The 25,075-nt window shown below is 61.7% G+C and carries 21 protein-coding genes, 1 other RNA gene and 1 pseudogene; 12 read left to right on the top strand and 11 right to left on the bottom strand.

Annotated elements, in window-relative coordinates:
- Positions 1–302: 302 nt before the first annotated feature.
- From lpdA to aceE, 3 genes are all read right to left on the bottom strand, one after another.
- On the bottom strand, positions 303–2,090 hold the full coding sequence (gene lpdA / locus ACP7DW_RS11895; protein WP_426055749.1) for a dihydrolipoyl dehydrogenase: 1,788 nt from the start codon (positions 2,088–2,090) through the stop codon (positions 303–305).
- A gap of 10 nt (positions 2,091–2,100) precedes the next feature.
- A complete protein-coding gene (aceF, locus tag ACP7DW_RS11890; RefSeq protein WP_426055750.1) occupies positions 2,101–3,780 on the bottom strand; it encodes a dihydrolipoyllysine-residue acetyltransferase in 1,680 nt (559 codons plus the stop codon).
- 94 nt (positions 3,781–3,874) lie between these two features.
- Positions 3,875–6,571, bottom strand: a complete 2,697-nt coding sequence (gene aceE, locus ACP7DW_RS11885) for a pyruvate dehydrogenase (acetyl-transferring), homodimeric type (protein WP_426055751.1) — start codon at positions 6,569–6,571, stop codon at positions 3,875–3,877.
- Positions 6,572–7,106: 535 nt separating this feature from the next.
- On the opposite strand from aceE, the gene folD reads away from it, so the two are divergent.
- The 5 genes from folD (at position 7,107) to ACP7DW_RS11860 (ending at position 12,370) form a co-directional block, all read left to right on the top strand.
- A complete protein-coding gene (gene folD / locus ACP7DW_RS11880) occupies positions 7,107–7,952 on the top strand; it encodes a bifunctional methylenetetrahydrofolate dehydrogenase/methenyltetrahydrofolate cyclohydrolase FolD (RefSeq protein ID WP_298410066.1) in 846 nt (281 codons plus the stop codon).
- A 47-nt stretch (positions 7,953–7,999) separates the two neighbouring features.
- Positions 8,000–10,069, top strand: coding sequence for a M3 family metallopeptidase (locus tag ACP7DW_RS11875; RefSeq protein WP_426055752.1), 2,070 nt, complete (start codon positions 8,000–8,002; stop codon positions 10,067–10,069).
- 5 nt (positions 10,070–10,074) lie between these two features.
- Positions 10,075–10,500: a DNA polymerase III subunit chi gene (locus ACP7DW_RS11870; RefSeq protein WP_426055753.1), complete on the top strand. Its 426-nt coding sequence runs from the start codon at positions 10,075–10,077 to the stop codon at positions 10,498–10,500.
- A complete protein-coding gene (locus tag ACP7DW_RS11865; protein ID WP_426055754.1) occupies positions 10,497–10,859 on the top strand; it encodes a hypothetical protein in 363 nt (120 codons plus the stop codon). The genes ACP7DW_RS11870 and ACP7DW_RS11865 overlap by 4 nt, the downstream gene beginning before the upstream one ends.
- A gap of 368 nt (positions 10,860–11,227) precedes the next feature.
- On the top strand, positions 11,228–12,370 hold the full coding sequence (locus ACP7DW_RS11860) for a branched-chain amino acid ABC transporter substrate-binding protein (protein ID WP_071075745.1): 1,143 nt from the start codon (positions 11,228–11,230) through the stop codon (positions 12,368–12,370).
- 196 nt (positions 12,371–12,566) lie between these two features.
- On the opposite strand, the gene ACP7DW_RS11855 is transcribed toward ACP7DW_RS11860, so the two are convergent.
- Positions 12,567–12,878 (bottom strand): c-type cytochrome, encoded by a 312-nt coding sequence (locus ACP7DW_RS11855; protein WP_099762392.1) that lies wholly within the window; start codon positions 12,876–12,878, stop codon positions 12,567–12,569.
- A gap of 223 nt (positions 12,879–13,101) precedes the next feature.
- The gene (gene ilvD, locus ACP7DW_RS11850) at positions 13,102–14,973 is read right to left on the bottom strand and encodes a dihydroxy-acid dehydratase (RefSeq protein ID WP_426055755.1); all 1,872 of its coding nucleotides are present in this window, start codon (positions 14,971–14,973) and stop codon (positions 13,102–13,104) included.
- A gap of 173 nt (positions 14,974–15,146) precedes the next feature.
- Between ilvD and ACP7DW_RS11845 the strand changes: the two genes are divergently transcribed.
- Together ACP7DW_RS11845 and lgt are read left to right on the top strand one after the other, a co-directional pair.
- Positions 15,147–16,058: a LysR family transcriptional regulator gene (locus tag ACP7DW_RS11845; RefSeq protein WP_426055756.1), complete on the top strand. Its 912-nt coding sequence runs from the start codon at positions 15,147–15,149 to the stop codon at positions 16,056–16,058.
- 79 nt (positions 16,059–16,137) lie between these two features.
- Positions 16,138–16,968, top strand: a complete 831-nt coding sequence (gene lgt / locus ACP7DW_RS11840) for a prolipoprotein diacylglyceryl transferase (protein ID WP_426055757.1) — start codon at positions 16,138–16,140, stop codon at positions 16,966–16,968.
- Between the two features lie 9 nt (positions 16,969–16,977).
- Here lgt and ACP7DW_RS11835 read toward each other — a convergent pair whose 3' ends face one another.
- The 5 genes from ACP7DW_RS11835 to ACP7DW_RS11815 form a co-directional block, all read right to left on the bottom strand.
- Positions 16,978–17,442, bottom strand: a complete 465-nt coding sequence (locus ACP7DW_RS11835) for an EVE domain-containing protein (RefSeq protein ID WP_426055758.1) — start codon at positions 17,440–17,442, stop codon at positions 16,978–16,980.
- Between the two features lie 78 nt (positions 17,443–17,520).
- A non-coding RNA gene (gene ssrS, locus ACP7DW_RS11830) (6S RNA) lies at positions 17,521–17,698 on the bottom strand.
- A 189-nt stretch (positions 17,699–17,887) separates the two neighbouring features.
- On the bottom strand, positions 17,888–18,199 hold the full coding sequence (locus tag ACP7DW_RS11825) for a cell division protein ZapA (RefSeq protein WP_034747344.1): 312 nt from the start codon (positions 18,197–18,199) through the stop codon (positions 17,888–17,890).
- On the bottom strand, positions 18,199–18,489 hold the full coding sequence (locus ACP7DW_RS11820) for a DUF904 domain-containing protein (protein ID WP_306558416.1): 291 nt from the start codon (positions 18,487–18,489) through the stop codon (positions 18,199–18,201). The genes ACP7DW_RS11825 and ACP7DW_RS11820 overlap by 1 nt, the downstream gene beginning before the upstream one ends.
- A 129-nt stretch (positions 18,490–18,618) precedes the next feature.
- The gene (locus ACP7DW_RS11815) at positions 18,619–19,365 is read right to left on the bottom strand and encodes a hypothetical protein (RefSeq protein WP_426055759.1); all 747 of its coding nucleotides are present in this window, start codon (positions 19,363–19,365) and stop codon (positions 18,619–18,621) included.
- Between the two features lie 534 nt (positions 19,366–19,899).
- On the opposite strand from ACP7DW_RS11815, the gene groES reads away from it, so the two are divergent.
- From groES to ACP7DW_RS11790, 5 genes are all read left to right on the top strand, one after another.
- On the top strand, positions 19,900–20,190 hold the full coding sequence (gene groES, locus ACP7DW_RS11810; protein ID WP_010400979.1) for a co-chaperone GroES: 291 nt from the start codon (positions 19,900–19,902) through the stop codon (positions 20,188–20,190).
- 50 nt (positions 20,191–20,240) lie between these two features.
- Positions 20,241–21,890, top strand: a complete 1,650-nt coding sequence (groL, locus tag ACP7DW_RS11805) for a chaperonin GroEL (protein ID WP_010400981.1) — start codon at positions 20,241–20,243, stop codon at positions 21,888–21,890.
- A 222-nt stretch (positions 21,891–22,112) separates the two neighbouring features.
- Entirely contained in the window at positions 22,113–22,622 is a 510-nt protein-coding gene (locus ACP7DW_RS11800; protein ID WP_426055760.1) for a hypothetical protein, read from the top strand.
- Between the two features lie 93 nt (positions 22,623–22,715).
- On the top strand, positions 22,716–23,291 hold the full coding sequence (locus ACP7DW_RS11795; protein WP_426055761.1) for a GNAT family N-acetyltransferase: 576 nt from the start codon (positions 22,716–22,718) through the stop codon (positions 23,289–23,291).
- An 82-nt stretch (positions 23,292–23,373) separates the two neighbouring features.
- Positions 23,374–24,948, top strand: coding sequence for an oligopeptide:H+ symporter (locus ACP7DW_RS11790; protein WP_426055762.1), 1,575 nt, complete (start codon positions 23,374–23,376; stop codon positions 24,946–24,948).
- Between the two features lie 27 nt (positions 24,949–24,975).
- Here the strand turns inward: ACP7DW_RS11790 and ACP7DW_RS11785 are convergent.
- Positions 24,976–25,075: pseudogene (locus tag ACP7DW_RS11785) on the bottom strand (IS110 family transposase); the annotation flags it as partial.

The raw sequence follows: 25,075 nt of genomic DNA, 5'->3' as shown, positions 1-25,075 counted from the left end.
CTTTATCAGCGCTTGCGCGGCGGCGGCAAGTCCGTGCACACGCCTTCGTACACTTCGGCGCGCTTTTGCCAACCTACCGATCGACTCGCCCAGCGTCGGGTGCGGGTGGATGGTCTTGCCGATGTCGGTGCCGTCGCAGCCCATTTCGATGGCCAGCGCGATTTCGCCGCTTCATCGTTCACCTGTCGCCCGTATGCGTGCCGACGACGGTGCTGCCGATGAGGTGTTTAATCGTAGTTGGATAATAAAAAACCCCGCAATCGCTTGCGGGGTTTTTAGTGCTACGACACAGCGCTACAACATCAACGCTTGCGCGGTGGCGGCAAGTCCGTGCACACGCCTTCGTACACTTCGGCGGCCATCCCGATCGATTCACCCAGCGTCGGGTGCGGGTGGATGGTCTTGCCGATGTCGGTGCCGTCGCAGCCCATTTCGATGGCCAGCGCGATTTCACCAATCATGTCGCCCGCGTGCGTGCCGACGATGGTGCCGCCGATGATGCGGTGCGTTTCCGCATCGAACAGCAGCTTGGTGAAGCCTTCGGCGCGGCCGTTGGCCACGGCGCGGCCCGAGGCGGCCCACGGGAAGTGGCCCTTCTCGACCTTGATGCCCTTGGCTTTCGCTTCGTCTTCCGTGATGCCGGCCCATGCCACTTCCGGGTCCGTGTAGGCGACCGACGGGATCACCTTGACGTCGAAGTGCGACTTCTGGCCTGCGGCAGCTTCCGCTGCCACGTGGGCTTCATGCACGGCCTTGTGCGCCAGCATCGGCTGGCCGACCAGATCGCCGATGGCGAAGATGTTCGGCACGTTGGTGCGCATCTGGCTGTCGACGTTGATGAAGCCACGGTCCGTCACCTGCACGCCGGCCTTGTCGGCCGCGAGCTTCTTGCCGTTCGGGCTGCGGCCCACGGCGACGAGCACCAGGTCGTAGATTTGCGGCGCCGGCGCCGTGGCGCCCGCTTCGGCCGCTTCAAACGTGACCTTGATGCCTTCCGGCAGAGCCTCTACGGCCACCGTCTTGGTCTTGGTCATGATGTTGTCGAAGCGTTTTTCATTGAACTTCTGCCATACCTTGACGGCGTCGCGGTCGGCGCCCTGCATCAGGCCATCCATCATTTCGACCACGTCGATGCGCGCGCCGAAGGTCGAATATACGGTCGCCATTTCCAGGCCGATGATGCCGCCGCCGATGACCAGCATGCGTTTCGGGATCTGGCGCAATTCCAGCGCGCCCGTCGAATCGACGATGCGCGGGTCTTCCGGCACGAAGGGCAGCTTCACCACGGACGAACCGGCGGCGATGATGGCTTGCTTGAACTGCACGACTTTTTTCGAGCCGTCGCCTGCCGTCACTTCGATGTGGTTCGCGCTGAGGAACTGGCCCACGCCCGTGACGACTTGCGTCTTGCGCGCCTTGGCCATGCCGGCCAAACCGCCCGTCATGTTCGAGATCACGCCTTCCTTGTACTTGCGCACCTGGTCGATGTCGATCGTCGGCTTGGCAAACGTCACGCCGGTATTGCCCATGTGCGCCGTCTCGTCGATGACGGAAGCGACGTGCAGCAGCGCCTTCGACGGGATGCAGCCCACGTTCAGGCACACGCCGCCCAGGGTGGCGTAGCGCTCGACGATGACGGTGCTCAGGCCCAGATCGGCCGCGCGGAACGCCGCCGAATAACCGCCAGGACCGCCGCCCAGCACCATCATGTCGACGTCGATATCGACCTGGCCGCTGTAATTGCCGGCCGGGATGGCGGCAACAGGCGCTGCTGTCGGAGCCGGAGCCGCAGCAGGTGCTGCCGCTGGCGCAGGAGCAGGAGCAGCCGCTGGTGCGGCAGCCGCCGCGCCTTCAGTCGCTTCCACCACCAGCAAGGCGCTGCCTTCGGCGATCTTGTCGCCGACCTTGACCTTGACTTCCTTCACGACGCCGGCGTGGGTCGACGGAATCTCCATGCTGGCCTTGTCCGATTCGACCGTGATCAGCGACTGGTCCACCTTGATGGTGTCGCCCACCTTGACCATCAGTTCGATGACTTCGACTTCCTTGAAGTCGCCGATGTTCGGTACTTTTACCTCTACTGTGCTCATCAATCGCTCCTTACAGCAGAATTTTGCGCATGTCGGCCAGGACTTCGCCGAGGTACACGGAGAATCGCGCGCCCATCGCGCCATCGACCACGCGGTGGTCGTAGGACAGCGAGGTGCCCATCATCAGACGTGGCTGGAAGGCCTTGCCATCCCATACCGGCTTGATCGAGGCTTTCGACAGACCGAGAATCGCCACTTCCGGCGCATTCACGATAGGCGTGAAGTGCGTGCCGCCGATGCCGCCCAGGGACGAAATCGTGAAGCTGGCGCCCTGCATGTCGGCCGGTTTCAGCTTGCCTTCGCGCGCCTGCAGCGACAGTTCCGTCATTTCGCGGGCGATCTGCGAGACCGACTTCTGGTCCACGCCCTTGATCACGGGGACCACCAGGCCATTCGGCGTGTCGGCCGCGAAGCCGATGTTGTAGTACTGCTTGAGGATCAGGTTCTCGCCCTTGGCGTCGAGCGAGGCGTTAAACGCGGGGAATTTCTTCAGCGCGGCGACGGACGCCTTGATGACGAAGGCCAGCATGGTCAGCTTGGCCGCATCCTTGTTCTTCGCATTGGCCGCGTTGGTATCGACGCGGAACGCTTCGAGGTCCGTCACATCCGCTTCGTCGAACTGCGTGACGTGCGGGATCATGACCCAGTTGCGGTGCAAATTCGGACCCGAGATTTTCTTGATGCGCGACAGCGGCAGCAGTTCGGTCGTGCCGAATTTGCTGAAGTCCAGCGACGGCCATGGCAGCAGATCCAGGCCCACGCCGGAACCGGCCTTGGCGACCGGCGCCGCATTGGCGGCGCCTGGTGCGGCGACAGCGCCCGACATCACGCCCTTGACGAAGTTCTGCACGTCTTCCTGGGTGATGCGGCCCTTCGGACCGGAACCGCCCACGCTGGCCAGCTCCACGCCCAGTTCGCGCGCGAACTTGCGGATCGATGGCGACGCGTGCGCCAGCTTGCCGTTGACGGCAGGCGCGGCGGCAGGTGCTGGTGCAGCGGCGACCGGCGCCGAAGCGACGGCGGCGGCTGGCGCGGCGGCAGCTTGCGCGGCCGGTGCAGGGGCGGCAGCCGGTGCGGCAGCGGCAGGAGCGGCGGCGCCACCAGTCGTTTCCACCACCAGCACCAGACTACCCTTGGCGACCTTGTCGCCGACCTTGACCTTCAATTCCTTGACGATACCGGCGTGGCTCGATGGGATTTCCATGCTGGCCTTGTCCGATTCGACCGTCAGCAGCGACTGGTCCACCTTGATCGTGTCGCCGACCTTGACCATCAATTCGATGACTTCGACTTCCTTGAAGTCGCCGATATCGGGCACGGTCACTTCGACCAGACCGCCGGCGGCTGGCGCAGGGGTGGCGGCAGGTGTGGCGGCAGCGGCGGCTTCAGCAACTGGCGCGGCTGCCGGTGCAGGCGCAGCGGCGGCGGCAGGTGCCGGAGCGGACGCGTCATCCGCCACTTCCAGCAGCAGCACCAGCGAACCTTCGGCGATCTTGTCGCCCACGTTGACTTTCAATTCCTTGACGACACCGGCATGGCTCGATGGAATTTCCATGCTGGCCTTGTCCGATTCGACCGTGATCAGGGACTGGTCAACCTTGACCGTGTCGCCTGGCTTGACCATCAGTTCAATGATCTCGACTTCCTTGAAATCGCCGATATCCGGGACTTTGACTTCCACAATGCTCATAGCTTGCTCCGTTATTTTATTTGTCAGATGGACCCGCACACACGCCAGGGCGGCGCTTTCGCACCGCCCTGGCATCATCGGGTCCGCACAACGATTACTGGGTCACCGGATTCGGTTTGTTCGCGTCGATGCCGTACTTGGCGATCGCCTGCTCCACCACCGACACGTCGATCTTGCCTTCGTCAGCCAGCGATTTCAACGCGGCCACGGTGACATAATAACGGTTCACTTCGAAGAACTCGCGCAGCTTGGCGCGGCTGTCCGAGCGGCCAAAGCCATCGGTGCCCAGCACTTTGTAGGTGCGGCCCTTCGGCATGAAGGCGCGGATCTGTTCTGCAAACGCGCGCATGTAGTCGGTCGTGGCGACGATCGGGCCGTCCGTGTCCTGCATCAGCGACGTCACGTAAGGCACGCGCTGCTGTTTCGACGGGTTGACCATGTTCCAGCGTTCCGCATCCTGGCCATCGCGGGCCACCAGGGTCAGCGACGGCGCCGACCACACGTCCGCAGCCACGCCCCAGTCGTTTTGCAACAGTTCGGCGGCGAAGATCGATTCGCGCAGGATGGTGCCGCAGCCGATCAGCTGTACGCGCAGCTTGGCGTCAGCCTGGCCTTCCTGCAGCTTGTACATGCCTTTCAGGATGCCTTCTTCCTGGCCTGGCTTGATGCCTGGCTGGGCGTAGTTCTCGTTCATGATCGTGATGTAGTAGAACACATCTTCCTGGTTGGCGATCATGCGGCGCAGGCCGTCCTGGATGATGACGGCAACTTCATGGCTGAAGGTCGGATCGTACGGCATGCAGGTCGGGATGGTCGCGGCGAAGATATGGCTGTGGCCATCTTCGTGCTGCAAGCCTTCGCCGTTCAGGGTCGTACGGCCGGCCGTGCCGCCCATCAGGAAGCCGCGGGCGCGCATGTCGGCCGACGCCCACACTTGGTCGCCGATGCGCTGGAAGCCGAACATCGAGTAGAAGGTGTAGAACGGGATCATGATGCGGTCGTTGGTCGAATACGACGTCGCCGCGGCGATCCACGAGCTCATGCCGCCCGCTTCGTTGATGCCCTCTTGCAGGATCTGGCCAGCCTTGTCTTCGCGGTAGTACATGACCTGGTCTTTGTCGACCGGCTCGTACAACTGGCCTTTCGGGTTGTAGATGCCGATCTGGCGGAACAGGCCTTCCATGCCGAAGGTACGCGATTCATCGACCAGGATAGGCACCACGCGCTGGCCCAGGTTCGGGTCTTTCAGCAGGGTCGAGATGACGCGCACGAATGCTTGCGTGGTCGAGATTTCACGGCCTTCCGGCGTGGCATCGAGCACGTTCTTGAACACGTCCAGGCCAGGCACTGGCAGGGTTTCTTCCGACTTCTGGCGGCGCTGCGGCAGGTAGCCGCCCAGGGCCTTGCGGCGCTCGTGCAGGTAGACCATTTCCGGCGCGTCGTCGGCTGGCTTGAAGAACGGAATATCGGCCAGCTTGTCGTCAGGGATAGGCAGCGAGAAGCGGTCGCGCATTTCGCGGATGGCTTCATCGTCGAGTTTTTTCGTCTGGTGCGCCGTGTTGCGCGCTTCGCCGGACTTGCCCATGCCGTAGCCCTTGACGGTTTTCACCAGCAGGACGGTTGGCTGGCCCTTGTGTTCCTGGGCGATCTTGAAGGCTGCGTAGATCTTGTGCGGATCGTGGCCGCCACGGGTCAGGCGCCAGATGTCGTCGTCGGTCATGTTGGCAACCATTTCCAGCAGCTTCGGATGCTTGCCGAAGAAATGCTTGCGCACGTAGGCGCCGTCTTTCGCTTTGTAGTTCTGGTATTCGCCGTCGACGGTTTCCATCATCACGCGCTGCAGGATGCCTTCCTTGTCTTGCGCCAGCAGGGCGTCCCAGCCCGGACCCCAGATGACCTTGACGACGTTCCAGCCGGCGCCACGGAATTCGCCTTCGAGTTCCTGGATGATCTTGGTGTTGCCGCGCACAGGGCCGTCCAGGCGCTGCAGGTTGCAGTTGACCACGATGACCAGGTTGTCGAGCATGTCGCGTGCGGCCAGGCCGATCGCGCCCAAGGACTCTGGCTCGTCCATCTCGCCATCGCCGCAGAAAGCCCAGATCTTGCGGTTGTCGGTCTTGGCGATGCCGCGTGCGTGCAGGTATTTCAGGAAGCGCGCCTGGTAGATCGCCATGTGCGGGCCCAGGCCCATCGACACGGTCGGGAACTGCCAGAAGTCAGGCATCAGTTTTGGATGCGGGTACGAAGACAGGCCCTTGCCGTCGACTTCCTTGCGGAAATTCAGCATTTGCTCTTCCGTCAAACGGCCTTCGAGGAAGGCGCGCGCGTAGACGCCGGGCGAGGAGTGGCCCTGGATGTACAGCAGGTCGCCGCCGTGGTCGGCCGTTGGCGCGTGCCAGAAGTGGTTGAAACCGATGCCCAGCATGTTCGCCAGCGAAGCGAACGAGGACAAGTGGCCACCCAGGTCGCCGTCGGCGCGGTTGGCCTTGACCACCATGGCCATGGCGTTCCAGCGCATCCACGAGCGCAGGCGCTCTTCGTATTCCAGGTTGCCGGGACAGTGTGCTTCTTGCTTGGTGGGGATGGTATTGACGTAGGCGGTGGTGCTGGAGAACGGGATCTGGGCGCCGCGGCGGCGGGCCAGGTCAACCATGCGCTCCATCAGGTAATGCGCGCGTTCCGGACCTTCATTTTCCAGAACGGCTTCGAGCGCGTCCAGCCACTCCTTGGTTTCCTGCATATCCGGGTCGGTGCCGATCTGTGTCGTTACCTGGTTCAGTTGAGCTGACATCTGTTGAGTCTCCTTTGTGAACGCCCCACCCCGATTTTCCGGATCGCTGTCGGACGGTATTTCGCTGATTATTTACTATTAAGTCGGTTTAGTGTGGGGATTCTAACAGCGTATTTACTATTTTTCAAATTACGATATAGCATTTCATATTATGAAATTACCCTATGAAATTTATGCTGCACTGCCGCAAATTCTGCCCGGAAATTAGGATGATCAAAGTGCCAAAAACGGCGCCAAAAGAACCGCAGACCCTTGCGCTCCCTAGGCCACCAGCACACCAGCAAAACGCATTAACGCCCCAGTCGTCCGCACAGGCATACCGGGCCAAGCGGGCCTGAAAAATGTCGAGGGCAAGGCGCGGCGACGCAGACAGTACGCCAGTACGGCCAGGAGCCGCAACGCCGCCATCGGCATTTTCTCAGGCCCGCGTCTCTGGCCCGCTGTTGTGTCGCCTTTGCATAGCCAAAACCGCCCCTTTGCGCCGCCCGGCTTTATAATCTGTCTTTTCCCTCCCACAGCTCTCAGCCACCCTACCATGCCAGCACAACTGATCGACGGAATCGCCCTCTCCCAAAAACTGCGCAGCGAGATCGCCACGCGCGCCGCCGCCCTCACAGCCAAGGGCACCCAGCCCGGCCTGGCCGTGATCCTCGTCGGCGAAGACCCGGCCAGCCAGGTGTATGTCCGCAACAAGGTCAAGGCGTGCGGCGACGTGGGTTTCCACTCGGTGCTGGAAAAATATGAAGCGGACCTGTCCGAAGCGGACTTGCTGGCACGCATCGCCAGCCTGAACGCGGACCCCGCCATCCACGGCATCCTCGTGCAAATGCCCTTGCCCAAACACATCAACCCGCACAAGGTCATCGAAGCGATCTCCACGACGAAAGACGTCGATGGCTATTCCGTGCTGAGCGCCGGCGAACTGATGACGGGCTTGCCCGGCTTCCGTCCGTGCACGCCGTATGGCTGCATGAAACTGATCGAAAGCACGGGCGTCGACCTGCGCGGCAAGCACGCCGTCGTCATCGGCCGCAGCAACACCGTCGGCAAGCCGATGGCCCTGCTGCTCTTGCAAGCGAATGCCACCGTCACCATCTGCCATAGTGCGACCCCGGACCTGGGCCTGTACACGCGCCAGGCGGACGTGGTCGTGGCCGCCGTCGGCCGCCGTAACACCCTGACGGCCGACATGGTCAAGCCGGGCGCCATCGTCATCGACGTGGGCATGAACCGCGACGATGACGGCAAGCTGTGCGGTGACGTGGATTTTGCCGGCGTGAAAGAAGTAGCCTCGCACATCACGCCCGTGCCGGGTGGCGTGGGCCCGATGACGATCACGATGTTGCTGATGAATACCGTCGAGGCCGCAGAGCGCGTGTAACGACACCGGGGCGGCATGACCGCCCCTCTTACTATATGGAACCGACGATGAAACCCAATCCCCTGCTTGATTTTTCCGGCCTGCCACGCTTCGACGCGATCACGCACGAGCATGTCACGCCTGCCATCGATACCCTCCTGGAACAGGCGCGCGCCACGGTGGCGCAGCTGGAAGCGCCCATGGAAGAAGTGAGCTGGGACAACTTCGTCGCCCCCCAGGACCAGATCGCCGAAACCCTGGGCCGCGCCTGGAGCATCGTCAACCACTTGAATAGCGTGATCGATACGCCGGAATTGCGCGCCGCCTACAATGCGAACCTGCCCAAGGTGACGGAGTTCTTGACCGAACTGGGCCAGAACGACATCCTCTTCGGCAAATACAAGCAACTGCAAGCGAGCCCCGCTTTCGCCAGCCTGTCGCCGGCGCGCCGGCGCATCGTCGACAATGCCGTGCGCGACTTCCGCCTGGGCGGCGCCGAGTTGCCCGAGGACAAGAAAGAGCGCTTTGGCGCCATCCAGGAAGAACATGCGGCCGTCGGTACGCGTTTTTCCGAAAACGTGCTCGACGCCACGAATGACTACAAGTTGCTGGTCGAGAACGAAAGCGACCTGGCTGGCTTGCCCGACGACGTGAAGGCCGCCGCGCGCGCCGCCGCCGAAAAAGCGGGCAAAGCGGGTTATGAATTCTCGCTGCACTTCCCGTCGTATTACCCGATCCTGCAATTTGCCGATAATCGCGCGCTGCGCGAAACCATCTACCGCGCCAACGCCACCAAGGCGTCGGACCAGGGCGAGGTCTTCAGCAAGAAAGACGAGTGGGACAACACGCAGAACATCGTCACCCTGTTGCGACTGCGCAACGAAGAGGCACAACTGCTCGGCTACGCCAATTTCGCCGAAGTGTCGCTGGTGTCCAAAATGGCCACCTCGCCCGCGCAAGTCATCGCTTTCCTGGAAGACCTGGCCCAACGCGCGCGTCCGTTCGCCGAGAAGGACCTGGCAGAACTCAAGCAATTCGCCAAGGAAGAACTGGGCCTGGACGAGCTGCAGGCGTGGGACGTGCCATACGCTTCCGAAAAGCTGCAGGAACGCCGCTACGCGTTCTCGGCCCAGGAAGTCAAACAGTATTTCCCTGAACACAAGGTGATCGACGGCCTGTTCCGCCAGATCCAGAACCTGTTCAACGTCGAGATCAAGCTTGACGCGGCGCCCGTCTGGCACCCGGACGTGCGCTTTTACCGCATCGAGCGCGACGGCCAGCTGGTCGGCCAGTTCTACCTGGACCTGTATGCGCGCGAAGGCAAGAGCGGCGGCGCCTGGATGGACGACGCGCGCGGCCGCCGCGCCGACGCACAACACGTGCAAACGCCGATCGCTTATCTGACCTGCAACTTCACGCAGCCGGCCGTGGTCGATGGCCAGGTTCAGCCAGCGCTGTTTACCCACGACGAAGTGATCACCCTGTTCCACGAATTCGGCCACGGCCTGCACCATATGCTCACCGTCGTCGACGAGCTGGGCGTGTCGGGTATTTCTGGTGTCGAATGGGATGCCGTGGAACTGCCGTCGCAATTCATGGAAAACTTCTGCTGGGAATGGGAAGTGCTCGAACACATGACGGCGCATGCCGTCACGGGCGAGCCGCTGCCGCGCGCGCTGTATGACAAGATGCTGGCGGCCAAGAATTTCCAGTCCGGCCTGCAAACCCTGCGCCAGGTGGAATTCTCCCTGCTCGACATGCATTTGCACTATGACTACGATGCCAGCACGGGCCAGAGCGTGCAGCAGCTGATCGATGGCGTGCGCGCCAAGTTCGCGCTGATCATCCCGCCCCCGTTCAACCGCTTCCAGAATGCCTTCGGGCATATCTTTGCCGGCGGCTACGCGGCCGGCTACTACAGCTACAAGTGGGCCGAGGTGCTGTCCGCCGACGCCTATGCGGCCTTCGAGGAAGCCCGCGCGCTGGGACCGGCCGCCACCACGGCGGCGGGCAAGCGTTACCTGCAGGAAATTCTGTCCGTCGGCGGCTCGCGCCCGGCGCTGGAATCGTTCACGGCCTTCCGTGGCCGCGAACCGTCGATCGACGCCCTGCTGCGCCACAGCGGCATGGCAGCCTGAGCGCCATGAGCCGCGTCGATTTTCACAGCAACGTGCCGGACAAGCTGGCCTACGCCTGCCGTCTGGCGCGCAAGGCCTACATGGCCGGCAACAAGGTGGTCGTGCTGGCGCAAGATGGCGCCCAGCTCGACGCCTTGAACAGCGCCATGTGGACCATTTCCACCACGGATTTCCTGCCGCACGTGCTGGCCGGCGACCCGCTGGCGGCGCAAACGCCCATCATCCTGACCGATGACGAAGCGGCGGAGCTGCCGCACCACGACATCCTCGTCAACCTGTCGCAGCTGCCGCCCGCCAATTACGCGCAGTTCCAGCGCGTCTTCGAGATCGTTTCCATGGAGGAGCAAGATGCGCAGGCGGGCCGCCAGCGCTTCCTGCACTACCGCCAGCACAACGTGCAGCCCACGCACTTCGTGGCAGGAAAGACATGAGCCAGCAGCCATTCGACCCGGGCATCCCCCTGCTGACGGAGGTGTTGCTGGGGCCGGAGGTGGCTGAGGTGGCGCCCGCCATCCCAGCCGAGCCTGTTGTCGAGGCAACGCCGGCGTTGCCGCCGACGCTGGCGCAGCCCGACTGGGACGCCATCGAAGCACGCCTGACGCAGCGCATATTGCACCAGGTGCAGGGCAAGATCGACCATCTGCTGGAAGAGCGCATCGCCCACGTGCTGCAGACGGCCCTGCAAAACGCCCTGATCGGCATGCGCGGCGCCCTGCGCGCAGACTTGCAGCAATCGCTGGAACAGATCGTGGCGCATGCGGTCAGCCATGAGCTGGGACATTTGCAGTGACACCTGTCAAAACCTACTGCGCGTCGGTATAGGCGGCCTGCGATGCTCACCGTACTAAAGTACGGTTGCGCTTCTTAGCCACCTCTCCCTTCCGCTCGCTACGGTTTTGTCAGGTGTTGTCAGTTTCAGGACCTTTGAGGTCCGACTTCTCCTACACCTGTATTCTCTACAACGCCATTCTTTGGTGCGCTCGCGCCTGCTAAACCGGTGCATCGCGCCTCACTTTGGTGATTGTTGCGACAAAATGCAAAAAGCCCCAAAAGCGGCTTTGCGCCGCCTGTTTTTTGTTGTACCTTGCTTCACACGTACCGCCATTCGAAGCGGTTTTCACGAGACGCCGCCGTATCTTTATCCATTGGAGAATGTTTATGCTGCTCAAGACCAAAGTCCTTCCGCTCGCTCTCGCCCTCGCTTTTGCCGGCCATGCGGGCGCGCAGGAAATCATCAAGATAGGCCACGTCGCCCCGGTCTCTGGCGCCAGCTCCCACCTGGGCAAGGATAACGAGAACGCGGCCAAGATGGCCATCGAAGACTTGAACGCCAAAGGCTTCAAGATCGACGGCAAAGTCGTCAAATTCGTGCTGGTACCCGAAGATGACGCGGCCGACCCCAAGCAGGGCACGGCCGTGGCGCAAAAGCTGGTCGACGCCAAGGTCAACGGCGTGGTCGGCCACCTGAACTCGGGCACGACGATTCCCGCCTCGCGCATTTACTTCAATGCCGGCATCCCGCAGATTTCGCCGGCCGCCACCAACCCGACGTACACGCAGCAGAAATTCAATACGGCCTTCCGCGTGGTGGCCAATGACAACAAGCTGGGGGGAACGCTGGGCGCGTATGCCGTGGGCAAGCTGCAGGCGAAGAAAATCGCCGTCATCGATGACCGCACGGCCTACGGCCAGGGCGTGGCGGAACAGTTCGTCAAGGGCGCCAAGAAGGCGGCGCCAGGCGTGCAAATCGTCGGCAAGGAATTTACCAATGCCAACGCGACCGACTTCAATGCCATCCTGACCAGCATCAAATCCAAAAATCCCGACCTGATCTTCTTTGGCGGCATGGATTCCGTGGGCGGCCCCATGCTGCGCCAGATGAAGGCGCTGGGCATCAAGGCCAAGTTCATGGGTGGCGATGGCTTGTGCACGGAACCGCTGGGCAAGCTGGCGGGCGACGCCGTGGGCGAAGACATGGTCACCTGCGCGGAAGCGGGCGGCGTGACGGGCGCGCAGCAAAAAGGCATGGACGATTTCCGCGCCCGCTACAAGCAGAAATACAATATGGAAGTGCAGCTGTACGCGCCGTACGTCTACGATGCCGTGATGACCATGGCCACCGCCATGGCCGACGCCAAATCGTCGAAACCGTCCGTCTACCTGCCATTCCTGGCCAAGGTGCACTACCAGGGCGTGACGGGTCCGATCTCGTTCGATGCCAACGGCGACATCAAGGATGGCGCGCTGACTTTGTTCACCTATCGGGACGGCAAGAAGACGAAAATGGAAGTGATCAAATAACAGAACCTGCTGCGGGGCGCGGCAGCGCAAGCTGCCACGCCAGTCGCTGGCCGCAATGCATTGAATCATGAAACCAGGACAGGGAGCCGGACGGGGATGCCCAGTCCGTCGGCTAGCACGGTATCTGCTCCTGGGTTTGGGCAAAAAAAATGCGCCGGGATTGCCGGCGCGCTAATTGCAGGTACTGCGGCACAGATTATTTCTGTGCCAGTACCCATTTAACCAGGGTGCGGGCTTCCGCATCGCTCACTTGCGGATTGGCTGGCATCGGGATCGCGCCCCAGGTGCCGGAACCGCCCTTCATGACTTTCGCCACGAGCTTGGCTTCCGCGTCTTTTTGACCGGCATATTTGGCCGCCACGTCTTTATACGCAGGACCCACCAGTTTCGTGCTCACCGCATGGCAAGCCATGCAGTTTTTTGCTTTCGCCAGATCCGGATTGGCCAACGCTGCTTGCGATGCCAGAGCCGATACGGTCAATACACTCACCAACATAAAACGTTTCATTGTCTTTTCTCCAAAGTTACTTCCTGCGGCATTTTACTGTGTTTCCGCAGATGCACCACGAGCCCAGATCAAGCGTTTCAATGTAGTAACGCAATGTAGTAGCGATTAGGCACTCATATTCTGCCCCATCTGCGCGCGCCTGACCATGTTGTTTGTAAGGCGATGTAACGACAGCAGGCCCCGCACGGTCAAACGGGGCCGGCCGTCGCACTTATACAACAAATCAGCGTTTCTGCTTTTTCAACTGCGACAGGTCGCGCACGGCGCCGCGGTCGGCCGACGTCGTCAGCGCCGCATACGCTTGCAGCGCCTGCGACACGTAGCGCTCGCGGTTGACGGGCAGCCAGGCATCGTCGCCCTTCGCTTCCATGGCGGCGCGGCGCGCGGCCAGCTCGGCGTCCGTGACGCGCAGGTTGATCGTGCGCTCGGGGATGTCGATGTCGATGAAGTCGCCCTCTTCCACCAGACCGATGGCGCCGCCTTCGGCCGCTTCCGGCGACGCGTGGCCGATCACCAGACCCGAGGAGCCGCCCGAGAAGCGTCCGTCCGTGAACAGCGCGCACGCCTTGCCCAGGCCCTTCGATTTGATGTACGAAGTCGGATACAGCATTTCCTGCATGCCGGGACCGCCTTTCGGGCCTTCGTAGCGGATGATGACGACGTCGCCCTCATGCACGGTATCGGCCAGAATCGCTTCAACAGCGGTATCCTGGCTTTCGAACACGCGCGCCTTGCCCGAGAATTTCAAAATGCTTTCATCGACGCCGGCCGTCTTGACGATGCAGCCCTTTTCGGCCAGGTTGCCGTACAGGACCGCCAGGCCGCCGTCCTGCGAATACGCATGCGCCTTGTCGCGGATGCAGCCGGTGGCGCGGTCCGTGTCGACGGCCGCAAAACGCTCCGACTGCGAGAACGCCGTCTGCGTCGGCACGCCGCCCGGGGCGGCGCGGAACAACTCATGCACGGCCGGATTGTCCGTGCACATGATGTCGTTTTGCGCGATGGCGTCGGCCAGGGTCGGCGCGTGGATGGTCGGTAAAGTGGTGTTGAGCAGGCCGGCGCGCGCCAGTTCGCCCAGAATCCCCACGATGCCGCCCGCACGGTGCACGTCTTCGATATGGTATTTGTCCGTCATCGGCGCCACCTTGCACAGGCACGGCACCTTGCGCGAGATGCGGTCGATGTCGGCCATCGTGAATGCCACTTCCGCCTCGTGCGCGGCGGCCAGCAAGTGCAGCACGGTGTTGGTCGAGCCGCCCATGGAGACGTCGAGCGCCATGGCATTTTCAAATGCGGCCTTGGTGGCGATCGAGCGCGGCAGCACCGAGTAATCGTCCTGCTCGTAATGGCGCTTGGCCAGTTCGACGATCAGACGGCCTGCGCGCAGGAACAGCTGCTGGCGGTCCGAGTGCGTGGCCAGAATCGTGCCGTTGCCGGGCAGGGCCAGGCCCAGCGCTTCGGTCAGGCAGTTCATCGAGTTGGCCGTAAACATGCCGGAGCAGGAACCGCAGGTCGGGCAGGCCGAGCGTTCGATTTCCGCCACGTCGGCGTCAGAGACGCTGCTGTCGCCCGCCTTGATCATGGCGTCGACCAGATCGAGCTTGATGATCTTCTGCGTGCCGTTGACCACCTTGACGACCTTGCCCGCTTCCATCGGCCCGCCGGAAATAAACACGACGGGGATGTTGATGCGCATGGCGGCCATCAGCATGCCCGGCGTGATCTTGTCGCAGTTCGAGATGCACACCATGGCGTCGGCGCAGTGGGCGTTGACCATGTATTCGACGGAGTCGGCGATCAGGTCGCGCGAGGGCAGCGAATACAGCATGCCGCCGTGGCCCATGGCGATGCCGTCATCGACGGCGATGGTATTGAATTCCTTGGCCACGCCGCCGGCCGCCTCGATTTCGCGCGCCACCATCTGCCCCAGGTCTTTCAGGTGCACGTGACCGGGCACGAACTGGGTAAACGAGTTGACGACGGCGATGATCGGCTTGTCGAAATCGCCGTCCTTCATGCCGGTGGCGCGCCACAGGGCGCGGGCGCCAGCCATATTGCGGCCGTGGGTGGTGGTGCGGGAGCGGTATTGCGGCATGATGGGGACCTTCCAAGAGTAATGGGTGCCGGACTGCGCGGGTTTGCAACAAAACCCTGCATGCAGTGGGGGTACGCCAGATTGCCTTGTGCGCGCCCCACTGTCAAATATATGATGCACGTGTCTGTGAGTCGTTTTACATATCACAGCAATCAATCCGCATGGAAACACATATGAATCTGGAACTGCGCCAGCTGCGCTACTTTGTCACCGTCGCCGAGGAATTGCACTTCGGCCGCGCCGCCGCGCGCCTGCACATGACGCAGCCACCGCTGTCGCAAACCATCATGGCGCTGGAAGAACTGCTGGGCGCGCCCCTGTTCGTGCGCACCCGGCGCGAGGTGCAGCTGACGCCGGCCGGCACGGCCCTGCTGCCCGAGGCGCGTCGGCTGCTGGCGCAGGCGCTCGATTTGCCCGCGCTGGTACGGCGGGCCGCGCAGGGCGAGGCGGGGCGTCTGAGCCTGGCTTTCGTTTCCTCGGCCGACTACAGCGTGCTGCCGCCCTTGCTGCGCGCTTATCAGACGGCCTATCCGCAGGTGCAGATCGCGCTGCAGGAAGCCACCTCCGACTTGCAGCTCGATGAATTGCTGGCCGGGCGCACGGATGCGGGCCTGCTGATCCCGCCCCTGCCCGAGAAGGCGAAAGGAGAGCTCGACTACCTGCCCGTGCTGGCCGAAGGGCTGGTGCTGGCCGCGCCGTCCGGCCTCGCCATATTGAAGTCGCCCGGCCCCGTGCGCCTGCGCGACTTGCCGCCCCTGCCTTTGATCATTTTCCCGCGCGCGATCTCGCCCGCCCTGCACGACGCGATCCTCGGCGTGTTCCGCGCGGCCAGCATCACGCCGCAGATCGGCCAGGAAGCGATCCAGATGCAAACCATCGTTAGCCTCGTCTCGGCTGGCATGGGCATCGCGCTTGTGCCACAATCGGTATCGAATCTGATGCGCCCGGGCGTAGAATACAGGCCGCTGCAGGACGCCACGCCGCTGGTGGAAACGGGCCTGGCCTGGCGCCGCGACAATCCGTCCGCCGTGCTGCAGGGTTTCCTGGCGCTGCTGCGCAAGCAGATCAGCGCGACTGCCGATTAAATTAAGTGGCCGCTAAGGCAAAAAACCGCAAGCGCCCCCATACTACGCAACCTTGGCTTTAAACAAAGAAAGAAACTCCATGCTGATCCACCCGATGCCCGACCCGATCGCCATACAAATCGGCCCGCTCGCCGTGCACTGGTACGGCCTGATGTACGTGCTGGCCTTCGCCCTGTTCATACTCCTGGGCCGCGTGCGCATCAAGCAGCCGCACATCGCCGTGCTGGGCTGGAAGAAGGAAGACCTCGATGACATGCTGTTCTACGGCATGCTGGGCGTGGTGATCGGCGGGCGCCTGGGCGAAGTGCTGTTCTACCGCCCCGAATACTTCATGCACAATCCGCTCGAGATCTTCATGGTCTGGCATGGCGGCATGTCCTTCCATGGCGGCTTCCTGGGCGTCATCCTGGCCATGTATCTGTGGAGCCGCAAGGCGGGACGCAACCTGTTCGACGTGCTCGACTTCATCGCCCCGCTGGTACCGCTCGGTTATGCGGCCGGCCGCCTGGGCAACTTCATCAATGCAGAACTGCCGGGCCGCATCGCGCCGGACACCCTGCCGTGGGCCATGCAGTGGCCGGGCATTCCCTATCCCGTGCACCCGTCGCCCCTGTACCAGATGCTGGTCGACGGCATTTTGGTGTTCATCATCCTGTGGCTGTATGCGCGCAAGCAGCGTCCGCGCATGGCCGTGGGCGCCATGTTCACCCTGCTGTACGGCTGCGCGCGCTTCTTCACGGAATACTTCCGCACGCCGGACTGGGAAGTCGTGTGGCTGGGCGTGCCGATCACCTCGGGCCAGATGCTGTCCTTGCCGATGATCGTCGGCGCCATCGCGCTGCTGGTGTGGGCATACAAAAGCCAGGTAATGGGCACGCCGCCCACCAAGGCCCGCGTGGCGGACGCCTGATCGGCCGCCCTAGGCCTTCAACCTGCTGGTAATCACTTTCCATTGCGCCGGCGTCACGGGCGTGATGGACAGGCGGCTGCCCTTCTTCAACAGCAGCATGTCTTCCAGTTCCGGCATCTGGCGCATCTCGGACAGGGGCAGCAGCGCCGTCTTCTTCACGCCGCGCACGTCGACGCTGATCCAGCGCGGCTGTTCAGGCGTCGCCTTCGGATCGAAATACTTCCCACCCTCTTCAAACTGGCTGTGATCGGGATACGCGCCGCTGGCCACTTCGGCCACGCCCGCCACACCCGGCTGCGGGCAGCTGGAATGATAAAACAGCACGCCATCGCCGGGCTGCATGCCATCGCGCATGAAGTTGCGCGCCTGGTAGTTGCGCACGCCGAACCACGGCATGGTGCGCTCGGGCGCGGCCATCAGGTCGTCGATGCTCACTTCATCGGGTTCGGATTTCATCAGCCAATATTGTTTCATCTAGACTCCGTGTGAAAGCGACAGACGTAAAAAAACGGTTGCGCATGATGCGGCAACCGTTTTCAGTGGTAATGCAAATTAGGCCCCGCCTGTGCCGCTATGCCGGCATCCCGAACCAAACGGTTCAAGGTGGTCACGTTAGTTCAATTTCGGGTTCGTCGAACGAGCGACGCTCACTCCCATCAAACAAAATTCGCAACCGATGCGCATAAATGGTTCAAGGAATATATGGCAATCGCGAACACCGCAGGGTAGACCCAAGTTTACTCCTTTGGTCGCGCATCGCAAAGACAAATCGTACTGTGTCCGCTTAAAATCCAATTAATAACACTGAACAAAACCGTAGCGAGCGGAAGTGAATTGTGGTCGAGAAGTGCAACTGTGCGAATGCACAGAGAGCATCGCAGGCCGCAAGTCGCGACGCGCAGCAGGTTTGGTTCGGTGTTTAAAAAAGGTTTTCCTGGGGCGTCAATGCGCTATCCAGGACGGTGTGCATGGCCGATATTTTCTGCTTCACTTCGAGTATCGTCAGCTCCGACAGCGGACCTTGCGGCGACTTCACGGAAAGGAATTCGGCGGCCACGCCCAGGGCGGCCAGCACGGCGATGCGGTCATTTCCCTTGACCTTGCCCGCGTCGCGGATGGCTTTCATTTTACTATCGAGATAGATCGCCGCTTCGCGCAGCGCGCGCTCTTCGCCGTCGCGGCACACCATGCTGTAGGACTGGCCCATGATATTGACATCGACACGCGGCATTACGCTTCCTTCTCGTTCTCGGCAATATAGGCGCCCGCTTCCGAAGCGGCTTGCTCCAGGCCAGCTTGCACCAGTTCGGGAATTTTTTCCAGCAACGCTTCCACCCGCTCCTGCGCCTCGCGCATGCGCTGCACATACAGGGCGTTGTCGGCGGCCAGCGCGGCATTGTCCTTGCGCAGTTGCGCGTTTTCACGGCGCAGCGCATGGGTCATTTCGGCCAGCAGGCCTATTTTGTCGGATAATTCGTTGAATTCGGAAATCATCCCGCCACTATAGGGCGGACGCTCCATGGGCGTCAATCGAATCACGCCGCTGTCACACATATTTACATCAATGCGGGGCAGTTGGCGGACAATACCGGCTTTTTCCGGCGCTTTTCGCCAAGTGCGCGCATCTGCCGGCGCCGCGATGGCAGCGTTTTACTCGTCGACGTAATCGGCTTCGATATCGAGTCCGCCATAGCGGTTTTCGCACGAGCGGCGCACCAGCGTCTGTTGTCCGCCCTTGCCGTCAAGCACCATCGTCAAGTCGCGGCAAGTGCGGCGGTAGCTGCCAGGCTTGGCGTCCGTCCCCGAGGGCGTCAGGCGCACTGCCAGCGGTACCGCATTGCCCAGGCCCTTGTTGCTCCAGTGGCGCGTCTTGCCATCCTCTTCATCTTTCAAGGTCCGCACGGCGGCCGTCAGCAAGGCTTGCTGTTCCTTCGCATTGAGCCTGGCGATGGTCACGTCGGACAGGAAAGGCGGAGACACGACGGGCGCCGGGTCCTTCCCCTGCACGTCCCACTTGCCGCTGTTCTGCGAACAGGTGCGGCGACTCAGGTCCTGCGACTTGCCGCCCGCCGTGACGACGAATTTCAGGTCGCGGCAGACGTGCGCCTTCAGGCTGTGTTCCGTCATGCCGGAGTTGCTGAAGTTATACGTGACTTTCACCAGCACGCCGCGGTCGCCGCCGTTGTCCCACACATGCGCTTCCTGGTCGTCGTCATCCTTGTTGAGGTCGTTGAACAGGTCCTTAAGCAGCATGTCCTTTTCCAGCGGCGTCAGGGCCGCCACGGTGATCTCGTCGACGATGGTGGGCGTGTGCGCGCCAGCATTGCCCAGGCAGGCGAGGCCGATAATGGTAGCGCCCAGCAGGCGCAGCGCGGGACGGGATACAGGAAATGGCATGGCGTTCTTTCTGGAGCAAGTGACTATATGTGGCGATATTGATATGCAATTGCAATCATCTTATCAAATTTCATAGTCAATCTCTGTTTCCTGTGCGTACAGGAACGCCGTCTCTCCGGACGGCATGCTAGAGTCCGCGCTGTTGCTGACGCCCGGGAGCGCGGCTTGCGCTGGCGCAAACCCTGTGTAGATGCAGGCTCTGCTCAGCATCTATCTATATGTTCCCTTCGAATAAGCCCTTGAAGTTGACCCTTAGCGTCCCTATAATTAGCACTCGTTAGTAGAGAGTGCTAACAAACTCTTTCGTAGCAATCCTCAGGACTGATGGTGCTTGCCAGACCACTGCAGGGAACGCTACGCGGCGGGCGACGCCGCGATGCACCACTGCCGCAGACAGGCAAGGACAGGATGACCTGGGGTTTGCTTGACCGTTGCGGGCTGCTTTCAACGGCGGTCACTGAAAGCAGGTCTGGCGCTGTGCCGGACATGTATTCATTTAGCAACACTTATCCATTGAACTTTAAGGAGTTTTGTATGAATCTGCGCCCATTGAACGATCGCGTCATCGTCAAACGCCTCGACCAGGAAACCAAAACTGCGTCCGGCCTCATCATTCCTGATGCAGCTGCTGAAAAACCGGATCAAGGCGAAGTCCTTGCCGTAGGCAATGGCAAGATTCTCGACGACGGCAAAGTCCGTCCTCTGGATGTCAAAGTGGGCGACCGCGTCCTGTTCGGCAAGTACGCCGGCCAAACCGTTAAAGTTGACGGCGATGAGCTGCTGGTCATGCGCGAAGAAGACATCATGGCGATCGTCGTCAAGTAATTGTTTCCACGTTGTAGACAGATACATCCCGAAACTCAGGAGAATTGAACATGGCAGCTAAAGAAGTAGTATTCGGCGACGCAGCGCGCGCCAAGATGGTCGAAGGCGTCAATATCCTCGCCAACGCAGTCAAAGTAACGCTGGGCCCGAAAGGCCGCAACGTCGTCCTGGAGCGCTCGTTCGGCGCCCCTACCGTCACCAAGGATGGTGTATCGGTAGCGAAAGAAGTTGAACTCAAAGACAAGCTCATGAACATGGGCGCGCAAATGGTCAAGGAAGTTGCTTCCCGCACCAGCGACAACGCCGGCGACGGCACCACCACCGCGACCGTGCTGGCACAAGCCATCGTGCGCGAAGGCATGAAGTTCGTTGCCGCCGGCATGAACCCGATGGACCTGAAGCGCGGTATCGACAAAGCCGTTGCCGCCACCGTCGAAGAACTGGCGAAAATCGCCCGTCCTTGCACCACGACCAAAGAAATCGCCCAAGTTGGCGCGATCTCGGCGAACTCGGACTACTCGATCGGCGAGCGTATCGCTGAAGCGATGGAAAAAGTCGGCAAAGAAGGCGTCATCACCGTCGAAGACGGCAAGTCGCTGAACGACGAGCTGGACATCGTTGAAGGCATGCAGTTCGACCGCGGCTACCTGTCGCCATACTTCATCAACAACCCGGAGAAGCAAGTTGCCGTACTGGACAGCCCATTCGTCCTGCTGTGCGACAAGAAAATCTCGAACATCCGTGACCTGCTGCCGGTACTGGAACAAGTCGCCAAAGCTGGCCGTCCACTGCTGATCATCGCAGAAGACATCGAAGGCGAAGCGCTGGCCACCCTGGTGGTGAACAACATCCGCGGCATCCTGAAAACGTGCGCAGTGAAAGCACCTGGCTTCGGCGACCGCCGCAAAGCCATGCTGGAAGACATCGCTGTCCTGACCGGCGGCCAGGTGATCGCTGAAGAAGTCGGCCTGACCCTGGAAAAAGTGACCCTGGCCGAACTGGGCCAGGCGAAACGCATCGAAGTGGGCAAGGAAAACACCATCGTCATCGATGGCGCCGGCGAAGCTGCCTCGATCGAAGCACGCGTGAAACAAGTGCGTGTACAGATCGAAGAAGCGACCTCGGACTACGACCGTGAAAAACTGCAAGAGCGCGTCGCCAAACTGGCTGGCGGCGTTGCCGTGATCAAGGTTGGCGCAGCCACCGAAGTCGAAATGAAAGAGAAAAAAGCCCGCGTTGAAGATGCACTGCACGCGACCCGCGCTGCCGTGGAAGAAGGCATCGTGCCAGGCGGCGGCGTAGCCCTGCTGCGCGCACGCGCCAACATCACGGTCAAGGGTGACAATCCTGATCAAGACGCTGGTATCAAGATCGTCCTGCGCGCAATGGAAGAGCCACTGCGCATGATCGTGCAAAACGCTGGCGAAGAAGCGTCGGTCGTCGTGGCAGCCGTACTGGCTGGCACGGGCAACTACGGCTACAACGCTGCCAACGGCACGTATGGCGACATGGTGGAAATGGGCGTTCTGGACCCAGCCAAAGTGACCCGTTCGGCGCTGCAAAACGCCGCTTCGATCGCTTCGCTGATGCTGACAACCGACTGCATGGTCTGCGAAATCGCTGACGACAAAGCAGGCGGCGGCATGGGCGGCGGCATGGGTGGTATGGGCGGCATGGGCGGCATGGACGGCATGATGTAATGTCCTGCGGCCAGTCGCGCAGGCGACGGCGCGACTGGCCGCATACGCAGGGACAGGGCTGGCAGACCAAAAGCTGCCAGCGCCTCCCCGGCGGCCCCGAAAGCCATCTTCTACGGAAGGTGGCTTTTTTTCGCCTATGTATTTGGCAAACCCGTTTGGCAAACCCGTTAGCAAGCCCGTTGGCAAGCCCGGCGATTGCCCGCCTGCACGTTTTGCTTTAGCATGGCCGCCATCGTCCTTCTTTCTCATGCCACCATCATGCCGCCACGCGCCTCTTCTTCCAAAACCACCATCATCGCCGGCATCCTGGCCGGCTTGCTGGCCGCCGGACTCGGCGCGTTCTACCTGCACCAGCAGTCCGCGCCGCACGCAAGCAATGCCCCGTCCGCGCCCAGCCGGGCGGCGCAGGAGCAGAACGCGCGCGCCGTCGATGCGCTGATGGCATTGCCGGAAATCAAGGCGTGGTCGGCGCATATCGAAAAGGCATCGGGCGGCCGCGCCCATGGCGCCGTGATGGAAACGTCGCCCGAGACGCGCCTTGTCGATGGCGTCGCCAGCTACCAGCTAAGCTTTGTTGAAAACACGCCGGACGCGGCCCACCGCTGGGAAAGCTTTGTCGTCACGCCCGACGGCAAGCGCATCCTCGTCGACGACATCGTCACAGGTGACCTGATCAGCCTGGAACAATGGCGCAAGGACAGCGCGCCCATGCAGCGCATCGCCACGCAGTAACGCCCCTGCGCCGGCTGCGGGCGCGATGGCCAGGGACGCTTGCCTTGCAGCGCAAGCTTTACTTTCTGGCATCGAAGCCCGATACTCGCCGACATGCCCGCCATCACTATCCGTCCCCTCACGCCAGACGACGCCAGCGCCTACCGCGCGCTGCGCCTGGCCGGCATCGCCGAACTGCCCGCCGCCTTCTGCACCACGCACGCAGCGGAAAGCGGCTTGCCGCTGGCACAGATCGCCCAGCGCTTGCGCACCACCTCGCACCAAATAATATTTGGCGCTTTCAACGAAGAACAATTGATCGCCATTGCCGGCCTGCGCCGCGAACCGATCGCCGTCGTGCATGACAAGGCCAGTCTGTGGGGCGTGTATGTGGCGCCGCAGGTGCGTGGACGCGGCGCGGGACGGCAGCTGTTGCAGGCCGCCATCGCGCATGCCTGCGCCATTCCCGAGCTGGGCCGCGTGTGCCTGGCCGTGGCGCAGGACAACCACGCGGCGTTGAGCCTGTACCTGGGCTGCGGTTTTACCCTGGCGGACGGTCCCGCAGCGGAGGGCATGCTGCCACTGCAGCTGCTGCTGCCCCGCCCGGCTCGTGCAAGTGCAAGTGCAAGCCCAAGTGCCGAAAGTAATGTCTTTATGAAAATCAATACCTTACAAATCCCTGCGAAATAGCGGACAGGCCGTTTTTTCTGTTGCAAGCAAACGCGGCAGGCCTTAGCATCGCGGCTTACAAAAAAAACTTGGGGGAGAGCCAATGTCATCGGCCGAGACACACAGCGCCACGGGCAAAATGCCGCGGCAAATACCATACATCATCGCCAACGAAGGCTGCGAACGCTTCAGCTTTTACGGCATGCGCAATATCCTGACGCCGTTCCTCATCAGCACCTTGCTGCTGATGATCCCGATCGACCAACGCACGGGCGAAGCCAAGCACGTGTTCCACACCTTCGTCATCGGCGTGTATTTTTTCCCGCTGCTGGGCGGCTGGCTGGCAGACCGCTTCTTTGGCAAGTACAACACCATTTTCTGGCTCAGTCTCGTGTATTGCGCCGGCCATGCCTGCCTGGCCCTGTTTGAAAACAGCGTCAACGGCTTCTATTTCGGCCTGTTCCTGATCGCCTTCGGTTCCGGCGGCATCAAGCCGCTCGTCGCTTCGTTCGTCGGCGACCAGTTCGACCAGACCAACAAGCACAAGGCCAAGCTGGTATTCGACCTGTTCTACTGGATCATCAACTTCGGCTCTTTCTTCGCCTCGCTGCTGATGCCGATGTTCCTGCGCGACTTCGGTCCCTCGATCGCCTTCGGCATCCCGGGCCTGATGATGCTGGCCGCCACCCTCGTCTTCTGGATGGGCGCCAAGAAATACGTGCACGTGCCGCCTGCGCCGCCGAATCCCGATTCGTTCACCCGCGTGGCCCGCACCGCCCTGCTGGCCCGCGTCGATGGCGGTTCGCGTCCCGGCCTGTATGTGGCTTACGTCGGCGTGATCGGCGCCCTGTATGCGTTCTACAGCATCCCGGAATGGGGCTTCGTGATTTCCGCGTGTACCGCGCTGGTATTGCTGCTGGCCTTCGGCAGCATCGGCACGGCCATGCAACTGGAACGCGCACGCGGCATCCATCCCGATGAAGCCGTCGAAGGTGTGCGCGCCGTGTTGCGCATCCTCGTCATCTTCGCCCTCGTCACGCCGTTCTTCTCGCTGTTCGACCAGAAGGCCTCGACGTGGATCGTGCAAGCGAACACCATGGAAAAACCAAGCTGGTTCCTGCCGGCGCAGATGCAGGCGCTGAACCCGATGCTGGTGATGCTCTTAATCCCGTTCAATAACCTGGTGCTGTACCCGATGCTCAACCGCTTCGGCCTGGAAGCGACGGCCCTGCGCCGCATGACGGCCGGTATCGGCTTTTCCTCGCTGGCCTGGATCGTCATTGGCCTCTTGCAGCTGGCCCTCGACAGCGGCAACGCCGTCTCCATCATGTGGCAGATCCTGCCGTACGCCCTGCTGACGTTTGGTGAAGTGCTGGTCTCGGCCACGGGTCTGGAGTTTGCCTACAGCCAGGCGCCCGTCTCCATGAAGGGCGCCATCATGAGCTTCTGGAATCTGTCGACCACGGTGGGCAACCTGTGGGTACTGATCGTCAACCGCAGCGTCATGAACGAGGGCGTGATCGGCAAGATCGCCGAGAGCGGCATCAGCGTGACGGCCTTCCAGATGTTCTTCTTTGCCGCCTTCGCCGCCGTCGCCATGCTGGCCTTCGGCCTGTATGCACGCAACTACAAGATGGTCGACAACTACCGCCAGGCGGCCGTGCCGGGCAAGGCGTAATCATGCAAGTAGATACTGTTATCCCCGTCAAGCGGCGTGCAAGGCCGGATCAAATATTTTCCCCGACCTGAGCACGCCGAATGCCACGTGCACCAGCTTGCGCATCATGGCACCAATGATCAGTTTG

Source organism: Janthinobacterium sp. PSRC1-1, assembly GCF_049897525.1.
In the GTDB taxonomy this organism is placed as follows: Bacteria; Pseudomonadota; Gammaproteobacteria; order Burkholderiales; family Burkholderiaceae_D; genus Janthinobacterium; species Janthinobacterium tructae.
The sequence above is the reverse complement of the archived record's forward strand: the minus strand, read 5'-3'. Positions and strand labels throughout refer to the sequence as shown.